The sequence below is a fragment of the Galbitalea sp. SE-J8 genome (assembly GCF_030345695.1).
Classification (GTDB): domain Bacteria; phylum Actinomycetota; class Actinomycetes; order Actinomycetales; family Microbacteriaceae; genus JAUASV01.
On record NZ_JAUASV010000036.1, the window covers coordinates 1 to 10,412 of the forward strand.

Annotated in this window: 12 protein-coding genes; 8 read left to right on the forward strand and 4 right to left on the reverse strand. The window is 70.5% G+C overall.

Annotated features, from left to right (window positions below):
* The coding region (locus QT381_RS15315; RefSeq protein ID WP_502877565.1) for a protein kinase domain-containing protein at window positions 1-710 on the reverse strand (710 nt) is incomplete at its 3' end.
* A 107-nt stretch (window positions 711-817) separates the two neighbouring features.
* Between QT381_RS15315 and lipB the strand changes: the two genes are divergently transcribed.
* From lipB to QT381_RS15340, 5 genes are all read left to right on the forward strand, one after another.
* A complete protein-coding gene (gene lipB, locus QT381_RS15320) occupies window positions 818-1,507 on the forward strand; it encodes a lipoyl(octanoyl) transferase LipB (protein WP_289249900.1) in 690 nt (229 codons plus the stop codon).
* A 23-nt stretch (window positions 1,508-1,530) separates the two neighbouring features.
* Window positions 1,531-2,493, forward strand: coding sequence for a lipoyl synthase (lipA, locus tag QT381_RS15325; RefSeq protein WP_289249911.1), 963 nt, complete (start codon window positions 1,531-1,533; stop codon window positions 2,491-2,493).
* 535 nt (window positions 2,494-3,028) lie between these two features.
* Window positions 3,029-3,730: a DUF4191 domain-containing protein gene (locus QT381_RS15330; RefSeq protein ID WP_289249901.1), complete on the forward strand. Its 702-nt coding sequence runs from the start codon at window positions 3,029-3,031 to the stop codon at window positions 3,728-3,730.
* 24 nt (window positions 3,731-3,754) lie between these two features.
* On the forward strand, window positions 3,755-4,444 hold the full coding sequence (locus QT381_RS15335; protein ID WP_289249902.1) for a class I SAM-dependent methyltransferase: 690 nt from the start codon (window positions 3,755-3,757) through the stop codon (window positions 4,442-4,444).
* 90 nt (window positions 4,445-4,534) lie between these two features.
* Window positions 4,535-4,660 (forward strand): hypothetical protein, encoded by a 126-nt coding sequence (locus QT381_RS15340; protein ID WP_289249903.1) that lies wholly within the window; start codon window positions 4,535-4,537, stop codon window positions 4,658-4,660.
* Window positions 4,661-4,728: 68 nt separating this feature from the next.
* Here the strand turns inward: QT381_RS15340 and QT381_RS15345 are convergent, their stop codons facing one another.
* Window positions 4,729-5,151 (reverse strand): RDD family protein, encoded by a 423-nt coding sequence (locus tag QT381_RS15345; RefSeq protein ID WP_289249904.1) that lies wholly within the window; start codon window positions 5,149-5,151, stop codon window positions 4,729-4,731.
* A 151-nt stretch (window positions 5,152-5,302) separates the two neighbouring features.
* Between QT381_RS15345 and glnA the strand changes: the two genes are divergently transcribed.
* Window positions 5,303-6,727: a type I glutamate--ammonia ligase gene (gene glnA, locus QT381_RS15350; protein WP_289249906.1), complete on the forward strand. Its 1,425-nt coding sequence runs from the start codon at window positions 5,303-5,305 to the stop codon at window positions 6,725-6,727.
* 441 nt (window positions 6,728-7,168) lie between these two features.
* On the opposite strand, the gene QT381_RS15355 is transcribed toward glnA, so the two are convergent.
* Both QT381_RS15355 and QT381_RS15360 read right to left on the reverse strand, forming a co-directional pair.
* Window positions 7,169-7,813: a hypothetical protein gene (locus QT381_RS15355; protein WP_289249907.1), complete on the reverse strand. Its 645-nt coding sequence runs from the start codon at window positions 7,811-7,813 to the stop codon at window positions 7,169-7,171.
* Window position 7,814: 1 nt separating this feature from the next.
* Window positions 7,815-8,180, reverse strand: coding sequence for a helix-turn-helix domain-containing protein (locus QT381_RS15360; RefSeq protein ID WP_289249908.1), 366 nt, complete (start codon window positions 8,178-8,180; stop codon window positions 7,815-7,817).
* A gap of 425 nt (window positions 8,181-8,605) precedes the next feature.
* On the opposite strand from QT381_RS15360, the gene QT381_RS15365 reads away from it, so the two are divergent.
* Both QT381_RS15365 and QT381_RS15370 read left to right on the forward strand, forming a co-directional pair.
* On the forward strand, window positions 8,606-9,310 hold the full coding sequence (locus QT381_RS15365) for a hypothetical protein (RefSeq protein WP_289249909.1): 705 nt from the start codon (window positions 8,606-8,608) through the stop codon (window positions 9,308-9,310).
* Window positions 9,307-10,314 carry a nucleotidyl transferase AbiEii/AbiGii toxin family protein gene (locus QT381_RS15370; RefSeq protein WP_289249910.1) on the forward strand — a complete coding sequence of 336 codons (1,008 nt, stop codon included), beginning with the start codon at window positions 9,307-9,309 and terminating at the stop codon, window positions 10,312-10,314. Before QT381_RS15365 ends, QT381_RS15370 begins: the two co-directional genes overlap by 4 nt.
* The last annotated feature ends 98 nt before the right edge of the window (window positions 10,315-10,412 follow it).

Genomic DNA, 10,412 nt, shown 5'->3' on the forward strand with positions numbered 1-10,412 from the left:
TCGAAGCGCAGCGCGCTCGCGGAGCCGAGCGCGAACAGCGCGTCGCCGAGCGCCGCGCCGGGCCGGTCGGAGCCCTCGGCCGCGCCCACCGCTCCGTCGACCGCGGCGGCGTCGAGCTCGGCGACGCGGCCCAGCGTGAGGCGGGCGAGCGCCGCGAGCCCGGCGCGGTCGCGCGCGTACCGCGCGTCGAGCGCGCGGGCCGCCGGCGGCACGGCCTCCGCGGCCGACGCCGCGCCGAACGACGCGAGCACGGGCGCCCCGTCCGCGCGGAACAGCACCGCGGACGCGTCCAGGCCCCCGTGCGCCACCCCCGCGTCGTGGCACGCGTCGAGCGCCTGCCCGATCGGGGCGAGGAGCGTGATCGCCTCACCGAGGCCGATCGTGCCGCGGCGGCCGAGGAACGCGGCCGCCGTCATCGGCTCGAGCCGCTCGAGCACGGCGACCGGACGGCGGTCGTCCGTCGCGCCGACGTCGAGCAGGCGCACGACGTGCGGGTGCCGCACCCGCGCGAGCGCCGCGTGCGCGGCGAGGAAGGCCGCGGCATCCGTGCGCCGGTGCACCGTCAGCAGCGCGACCGCTCCGGCATCCGGGTCGAAGCCGAGGTCGACGTCGACGAGCGAACCGGTCGCGAGACGCCGCACGACGCGATAGCCCGCGCACTCCGCGGGGGCGGTGACGGCGACGGCGACGGGCGGCGGGGAACTCGACACCGCGCCATCCTCCCCTCGGCCGGACGCTGAGCGGGCGCGCGCGACGCCGCGGTGGATCGACGTGCGCGCGTCCGACACGGGGAGGAGCGGACGGCTAGGCTCGCACCGTGATCGACTACGTCGACACGGGACTAAGCGCCAATTCCGTGCCGTACCTGATCGCCCTGGAGCAGCAGCGTGCCGTGCACGCTGACGTGGTCGCAGGGCGGGCGCCCGATACCGTCATCCTCCTCGAGCACCCCGCGGTGTACACCGCGGGCAAGAGGACCGAACCGCACGAGCGCCCCGACGACGGCTCCCCCGTCATCGACGTCGACCGCGGAGGCAAGATCACCTGGCACGGCCCCGGGCAGCTCGTCGGCTACCCGATCCTGCGGCTGCCCGACCCGATCGACGTCGTCGCCTACGTGCGCCGCCTCGAGGGAGTGCTCATCGACGTGCTCGCCGAGGTCGGCGTCACCGGCGTGCGCGTCGAGGGACGCAGCGGCGTCTGGGTGGCGGAGGACGGCGCCGGCCACGACACGGCTGCGATGTCGAAGATCGCCGCGATCGGCATCCGGGTCGCCGAGGGCGTCACGATGCACGGCTTCGCGCTCAACTGCACGAACAGCCTCGACGCCTACGACCGCATCGTCGCGTGCGGCATCGCGGATGCCGGGGTCACCACGATCGAGCGGGTCACCGGCCGCGCCATCCCGCCCGCCGAGATCGCGCCGCTCGTCACGCGCGCGTTCTCCGCCGCGTTCGAGCCGGCCACGGCATCCGTTCGCCCGCTCGCGGCGGGGGAGGTCGCGTGAGCCTCGACACGGGAGGGCGGCGGATGCTGCGCCTCGAGGTGCGCAACGCCGAGACCCCCATCGAGCGCAAGCCGGAGTGGATCAAGACCCGGGCCCGGATGGGACCCGAGTACCGCGAGCTGCAGCAGCTCGTGAAGACGGAGGAGCTGCACACGGTCTGCCAGGAGGCCGGCTGCCCGAACATCTTCGAGTGCTGGGAGGACCGCGAGGCCACCTTCCTCATCGGCGGCAGCCAGTGCACCCGGCGGTGCGACTTCTGCCAGATCGACACCGGCAAGCCCGCCGACTACGACACGGACGAGCCGCGCCGGGTCGCCGAGAGCGTGAGCCGGATGGGCCTGCGCTACGCGACCGTCACGGGCGTCGCGCGCGACGACCTGCCCGACGAGGGCGCGTGGCTGCACGCCGAGACGGTGCGCCGCATCCACGCCGACAACCCCGGCACGGGCGTCGAGCTGCTCGCGACGGACTTCAGCGGCAACCCGGAGCTGCTCGACGTCGTCTTCGCGTCGCGGCCGGAGGTGTTCGCGCACAACGTCGAGACGGTCCCTCGGCTGTTCAAGCGCATCCGTCCGGCGTTCCGGTACGACCGCTCGCTCGGCGTGCTCACCCGCGCGCACGAGGCCGGTCTCATCACGAAGTCGAACCTCATCCTCGGCATGGGCGAGGAGCGCGCGGAGATCAGCGAGGCGCTCGAGGCGCTGCACGAGAGCGGATGCGACATCATCACGATCACGCAGTACCTGCGGCCGACGCCGCGGCACCTGCCGGTCGCGCGCTGGCTGCGCCCGGAGGAGTTCGTCGCGATCAAGGAGGAAGCGGAGGACATCGGCTTCCTCGGCGTGCTCGCCGGGCCGCTCGTGCGGTCGAGCTACCGCGCCGGGCGGCTCTGGGCGCGCTCCATGCTCGCGAAGGGCCGCGCGATCCCGGCACACCTCGAGCACCTCGCGGCACACGAGGAGGCCTTCGCCCAGGCGGTGTCCTGAGCGCGGTGGAGCCGTCGGCGACGGCCCCGCTGGTCGAGGAGCGCCCGAGCACCCCGCTGGTCGAGGGGCCCCCGACCACCCCGCTGGTCGAGGAGCGCCCGAGCGCAGCGAGGACGCGTCTCGAGACCAAACACCCACCGACGAAACCCTGGTGGTCTCGAGACGCCGGCTCGCTCCGCTCGCGGGCTCCTCGACCAGCGGGAACATCTCGCTCCGCTCGCGGGCTCCTCGACCAGCAGACACACACCCGCGGCATCGACCACACCGCTGGTCGAGGAGCGCCCGAGCGCAGCGAGGACGCGTCTCGAGACCAAACACCCACCGACGAAACCCTGGTGGTCTCGGGACGCCGGCTCGCTCCGCTCGCGGGCTCCTCGACCAGCGGGAACATCTCGCTCCGCTCGCGGGCTCCTCGACCAGCGGTGTGGTCGGGGGCTCCTCGACCAGCGCGGAACAACTCCCTCCCGCTCCGCTCGCGGGCTCCTCGACCGGCGGGGAACAGCTGCCGATCCCGGGGCCCGGTATTCTGAACGTCATGGCACGTCAGAAGGACCCGAACAAGGAGCCCGGTCGCATCCGTCAGATGTGGGACGTGTTCCAGATGACGCGGCGCTACGACCCCGCGATCACCTGGGTGCTCGCGCTCGTCGTCATCGCCCCGATCGCCGCGGGCCTCATCGTCGCCCTGCTGTTCTCGCGCGAGAACATCCTCGGCTTCGTGCTCTACATCATCGTCGGCGTCCTCGCGGGCGTGCTGCTCGCCCTCATCGTGCTCGGCCGCCGCGCGGAGAAGGCCGCCTTCTCGCAGATCGCCGGCCAGCCCGGCGCGGTCGGCGCCGTGCTCAAGTCCTCGCTGCGCGGCGGCTGGATCGGCACCGAGATGCCCGTCAAGGTGAGCCCCAAGACCCAGGACGCCGTCTACCGCGCGGTCGGCCGCGGCGGCGTCGTGCTCATCGGCGAGGGCCCGCGCTCGCGCACGCAGCGCATGGTCGAGGAGGAGGGGCGCGCCGTCACCCGGTTCCTGCAGAACGTGCCGGTGGCCTACCTCTACGTCGGCCCGGATGCGGATGCCGTGCCGCTGCACAAGCTCGCCGGCGCCATCCGCAAGCAGAAGCCCGTGCTGCGCAAACCCGAGGTGCTCGCGGTGAGCAACCGTCTGTCGTCGCTGAGCAAGAACACGCTGCCGATCCCGAAGGGCATCGACCCGACGCGCGTGCGCGCGCCGCGTCCCCGCTGACGTCCGGCCCGCTACGCTCGCGACATGACCGAGGCGCCCCCGCACGAGCGCCCGGCACCGCGCCGCGGTGATCCACGTGAACCGTGGAACCACAACATCCAGTACTTCCCGTTCATCGTGGGACTGGTCGGCGAGAAGCCCCGGGCGACCGCGCTCGACGCCGGCGCCGGCGACGGCATGCTCGCGCGCCTCATCGCCGAGACCGTACCGACGGTCGTCGCGCTCGACGCGGATGCCGCGGTCGTCGAGCGCGCGGCGCTTCGGAACGCGGATGCCGACGGCCTCACCTTCGTGCACGGCGACCTGCTCGACCCCGTGGCCGGCGAGCCGTTCGACGTCGTCACGGCGAGCTCCGTGCTGCACCACGTGCCGCTCGATGCCGGGCTGGAGCGGCTCCGCGACCTGACCGCCCCGGGCGGCACGCTCATCGTGGTCGGGCTCGCCGTGGAGCGCTCACCCCTCGACTGGATCGTCTCCCTCGCGAGCATCGTGCCGAACCGGATCGCCCGCGGGCTGCGCGGCTGGCACGACCACGGTGCGCCGAGGCACGACCCGGAGCACGGCTACGGCGAGATCCATGCCGCGGCAACCCGCATCCTGCCCGGGAGCCAGTTCCGCCGCCGGCTGTACTGGCGCTACACGATCGTGTGGCAGCGCCCCTCCCCGCCGGTCGAGGAGCGCGCGAGCACGGCGAGCCCCCGCCTCGAGACCTAGCTGTGTGAGGCCATGACGTTGTCAACGCGTTGCGGTTCCGATCGGTCGAGGAACGCGAGGCATATATTCACCGCGTACGTCAGCACGGGGATGCAGATCCAGGCTGCCGTGCTCGCGGCCGGACTGGCGAACGAGAAGGTAGCGAGCCACAGCCAGATCAACCCGACGACCAACGGACTGACGGCCATGGCGTTCACCCATCGGTCCGACGGTTGACGAGGTCGATCTCGGAACTGCGGCATGACGGACCCCTTCGGTCGCGACCAGATCGAACACCGCCACGCTCAGCGCCGCACGAGGAGCGTGCCGGCGGCCTTGTCGTGCACGCCGCGCTGGTCGCGGTCCCAGATCACCGCGGGCACCACGAGGCAGACGAGCAGCGTGCGCACGACGGGGCGGACGACGCCGACCCACGCCGGGCGCACGGGCACGACCCGCAGGCCGGCGATCAGATGCCCGATGCTGCCGGAGGCGGTCGCGATGAACACCACCTGCAGCAGCGCGAAGATGCCGTAGGTCACGAAGGTGTTGCGGTCGTACCAGTGCACCGGTCGCGTGAGGAGCAGGCACAGCACCTCGGCGATCGCCCAGTCGATCACCAGCGCCACGACGCGGCGGCCGAGCCGGCCGATCGATCGCGGGCCGGACGGCGGCAGGCCGAGACGCTCGCCGGGGTACGTGCTGGGGGCGTCATCCGTTCGCGTCACCGCACGAGTCTACGAAAGCATCGGGGTCGCGTAACGTGCGCGAAACAATCCGCACACCGGACAGAAATCGTGCAGCCCTAGGTTGTCCCTGGCGTCGTATGCGCCGCCGAGAACGAAAAAGCCTCAGAGAACCAACCAAGGAGACCTTCACATGTTCAGTGACTCTTCCGAGGTGCTCAAGTACATCAAGGACGAGGGCGTCGAGTTCCTCGACATCCGTTTCACGGACCTTCCGGGTGTGCAGCAGCACTTCACCATCCCCGCCTCCACGGTCGACGAGGACTTCTTCTCGGTCGGTCAGCTCTTCGACGGCTCGTCCATCCGTGGATTCCAGGGCATCCACGAGTCGGACATGCAGCTCATCCCCGACGTCACGACCGCGTACCTCGACCAGTTCCGCACGCACAAGACCCTCAACATGGTCTTCGACATCTACAACCCGCGCAACGGCGAGATCTACCACCGCGACCCGCGTCAGGTGGCCAAGAAGGCGGAGAAGTACCTCGCGTCGACCGGCATCGCCGACACCGCGTACTTCGCCCCCGAGGCCGAGTTCTACCTCTTCGACGAGGTGCGCTACTCCGTCACCCAGAACGAGAGCTTCTACTTCGTCGACTCGCACGAGGGCGCCTGGAACACGGGCCGCGAGGAGCCGGGCGGCAACCTCGGCAACAAGACGCCCTACAAGGGCGGCTACTTCCCCGTCTCCCCCGTCGACAAGCAGGCGGACCTGCGCGACGACATCTCGACGAAGCTCATCGAGTCGGGCCTCATCCTCGAGCGCGCCCACCACGAGGTCGGCACGGGCGGCCAGGCCGAGATCAACTACCGCTTCGACACGATGGTGCACGCGGCCGACGACATCCTGAAGTTCAAGTACATCGTCAAGAACACCGCCGAGCAGTGGGGCAAGGTCGCGACCTTCATGCCGAAGCCGCTCATGGGCGACAACGGCTCGGGCATGCACACGCACCAGTCGCTGTGGAACGACGGCAAGCCGCTGTTCTACGACGAGCAGGGCTACGGCGGCCTCTCGGACATCGCGCGCTGGTACATCGGCGGCCTGCTCAAGCACGCCCCCGCGGTGCTCGCGTTCACGAACCCGACGCTCAACTCGTACAAGCGACTCGTCCCCGGCTTCGAAGCCCCGGTGAACCTGGTCTACTCGGCCGGCAACCGCTCGGCGTCGATCCGCATCCCGATCACGGGCACGAACCCGAAGGCCAAGCGCATCGAGTTCCGCGCCCCCGACTCGTCGGGCAACCCGTACCTCGCCTTCGCCGCGCAGCTCATGGCCGGACTCGACGGCATCAAGAACAAGATCGAGCCGCACGAGCCCGTCGACAAGGACCTCTACGAGCTGCCGCCCGAGGAGGCCAAGCTCATCCCCCAGGTGCCCGGCTCGCTCGACGCCGTGCTCACGGCGCTCGAGGAGGACCACGAGTTCCTGCTCGCCGGCGGCGTGTTCACGCAGGACCTCATCGACACCTGGATCGCGTACAAGCGCGAGAAGGAGATCCTGCCGATGAGCCAGCGCCCGCACCCGTTCGAGTACGAGCTGTACTTCTCGGTCTGATTCCGAGGGGTCTTAGGGACCTCACTCCCGGTCTCCGAGGCCAGCGATTCACTGAGCCCCAGGCGGCAGTTGCCGCCTGGGGCTCGGTCTATCCCTGGACGTTTACGGACGGCTACGGGCGGTGAACGGACAGGTTTTCGGACAGAGGCGCTCCGCATCAGCCTTGACGCAGGATGGAGATGGGCCGCAGCTGACTCGGCTACGCCCGATGGGGCAGCGTCCCTCAACGGACGGTTGCTCCAGATCACCTCAACGCGGCGACCGGCCTCTCGCGTGGTGTTGCCCTGGCCCGATCACGAGCGTCTACAGCTCTGGCGCGCACGAACTCGTCTGTACGGGAACCGCGCGGATCATCACCGGAGCCCACGACATCCAGATGCCGCAACCCCCGGCCTCCGACGGCCTCAACGCGCCCGGCATCCAACGCCCCGCGGCTGTAGCTCAGCGGCATTCCGGGCCGAGCCCGTCAATGATCGTCGCGGGGTCGGCGATGATGCGCTCGCAGCGCAGGCATCGTGTGCCGCGGAAGATCACCTCCGGCTCGCCGTGGATGCCGCGCTCGGGCTCGACGTCGTAGAGGTCGGCGTGCGCGGCGAACAGGCGCGGGTGGTTCCTGGCGATGGCAGCATGGAACTGCGCGGGCGTCGTCGGCGGATTCACCTGGAGTTCCACGAATCGCTGGATGACCACGCTGTACGCCTCGCGCGTCAGCCGTGCCGCTAGGAACAGGTCAGGGTTGACTGCCGAGATGCTCACACTTGCGAGGTCGACCGACCCGTAGTCATCCACATCCTCGGTGACGATGAATCGCGCTCCGGCCGCTTCCGCGTCGGCAAGGAGCTGGCAGTCCTTGGCGTCCGTGGCCCCGAACCGCCCCGCCACGTGTCCGGTCGGCGTGAGTTCGCCGCCGTAGCGCCGCCGCACGTCCGCGGGCCGGCTCGCGTTCGAGCGCATGTGACGGGCGGCCTCCGCCTCGGCGGTCGCGCTCCATCCCACGACGAACCCGCTGCGGCTCGCGCCGACCATCAGCAGGGTGCGTGTGACGGGCTTGGCCACGACATTCGCATCGAGGAAGATGAAGGTCACGTCACCGGGTGCCGAAGAGGTCTTCCCGGAGGTCATCGCGCACCAGCTCGATCACGTCGCCCATCGCCTGATCCCACCACCGCTGGTACTCGTCGTAGGGGATGCGGTTGCGGTTGCCGACCTTGACGGCGTGAATCTCCCCCGCCTTGATCTTGCGAGAGATGGTGGAGCGCGACACCCCGGTCAGCGATGCGACCTGCTGAGGGGTGAGCATCCGCTGCTTCGCCGTCAACGTGACCGTCTCGCCCTCGGAGGCCGCGTGCTGGACGTACTCCGCGACCTTCTCCAGCCAGGCCGGGAGCGCCGGGGTCTCCTGCACGCTGGCACGCACGTCCTCGGGGTCGATCGTCAAGGGTGCCGGGGTCATGCTCACATCCTACCTCCACCTGCACAGATAACCAGGCATATCTGTGCATCGTCGGTTCTCCCTCAGCAGCGCCTCGGCCAGGCGTTCCGCCACGCCCAGGCCCTCGCCCGACGCCGAGGAAGACCTCACCCGCGTCGAGACTCAGCTCGCCGCGATGCAGGACGAACCACGCCCCGAGGCCGCAGCACCCGAGTCGGAGCGCGTCGAGCTGACCATCGAGGCCGTGCGCGACTACGAACCGAACCTGGGATCGCGGGAGGGCACGAGCGTTCCCGCCACGGGAGACGGGAACGGTACCGCTTCCCGCACCCCCACGAGGGAACCACCGGGACTGCGACTGTGAAACAGTTAGTGCAGGTTCTCGTTCCGGCTTGTACACTGGCTTACCGCAGGTTCTCGTATCCGAATGCCGAAAGGAGGGCGTGATGTCACCCTTGCTCGCGCCCCGCCGCAACCGCCAAGGCGCGGCCGAAGCCCGGCGCGTCGTGCTGGCGTCGCGAGGGCGCTTCTGGGAGCCGGGCGACTTCTCGCTCACCGCGTCGACCGCGCACCATCTGCTCGGCGAGCTGGAGGCTAGCGGCGAACTGCGGCGCGTGCGCCGCGGCCTCTACTGGCGCGGGACGAAGACGCCGCTGGGCATGGCTCCCCCGCCGACGGAGCGACTCATCGAGTCGCTCGCGCCCGGCCCGGGCGTGGGACCAGCGGGCCTGTCCGCGGCGAACCTGCTGCGTCTGTCGACGCAGATCCCTCGCCGCGCGCTGGTGGCTGTTCCCGAGCGCGCTCCGTCGGATGCGGGGCCGGTCGCCTTCGTGTCCCGTGCGACGCGCACCGGACGGACGGAGGCCGGGCTGAACGCCACCGAGGTCGCCGCGCTCGAAGTCCTCGACGACTGGAATGCCGTGCTGGAGGTCACCCCGGACGAGGCCGCAAGGCGGCTGACCGACCTGCTGCGCAGCGGCAGCCTCCGCGCCGAACGACTCGCCCGGGCCGCGACCACCGAGCCGGGCCGCACTCGTGCGCGCCTCGCGGCGCTGCTCGCCGCGGCCGGGCGGGACGACCTCGCGGCGCGGGTTCCGTCACCGGACCCCCGCACGCGCCAAGCGGCGCTCGCCACCTTGGGAGCGGCATGACCGATTCGACGCTGTGGCGGGACGACGATCCCGAGGTGTTCCGCGGCACGATCCTCGCCGCCGCGGAACGCCTCGGCGTGCAGCCGCTCGCAGTCGAGAAGGACTACTGGGTCTGCGGGGCGCTGCGCGCGATCACGACCAGGCGTCCGGGCGAGGTGGTCTTCAAGGGAGGGACGAGCTTGGAGAAGCTGCGGATCATCCGGCGCTTCTCCGAAGACCTCGACCTGCTCGTCATCGGCCAGTACCCGTCGAAGAACGCCGAGCAGCGCGCGCTGCGAACCCTGCTCACTACGGCGGCGGAGGCTACCGGCGCGGAACCAACCGGGGTGATCGCGGGCGGCAGCTCCGGTTCGTTCCACCGATCCGGCTACCTCAGCCCGCCACTGGAGCACCGCGGCGAGCCCGGCGCGATTGCCGACCCCGCGGCGATCCTCGTGGAACTCGGCCAGTCCGGCGGGCCGAACCCGCATGCCCCGCACCCGGTCACCTCGCTCCTGGCACGCGAGTTGGCCGGCTCGGGCTTCGACACGAGCGCATGGAATGACCTGGCCTCCTTCGACGTGCCGATCCTGCATCCGGGACGCACGCTTCTGGAGAAGCTGCTGCGAGTGAACAACTTCGCCGCTGACCCGGATGCCGCAGCCTCGCCGCACGGCTGGCCGCGCATCGCGCGGCAGCTCTACGACATCTACGCGCTGCTCCGCGATCCCTCCGTGCGCGAGTTGCTGGCAGACAAGTCACTCGTCGCCGACATCCTCGCCAGCGCCCGCGAGGTCTCCGCGGCGTTCGGCAAGACCGACCTTCCCACGCCCGCCGGAGGCTTCGCCGCGTCTCCGGCATTCGACGCGACATCGCCTTTCGCCGACCGCCTCCGAGCCGAGCACGATGCGGCCATGCGCGACCTCTACTACGGCACCGACGCACCGCCGAGCTTCGGCGACATACTGGCTCAGGTCCGGGCAGACGCGGCGCTCCTCGAGGTCAAGCCCCAGGTAGTGGTGTAGCTCGGGTTCCTTCGAACTGTTGATGGTTCAGGCGGTGAGTTCGAGGGCGCTGTCGGTGGAGACCTCCTTGGCGTCGGTGTCGGTGTCGGTGTCGGTGT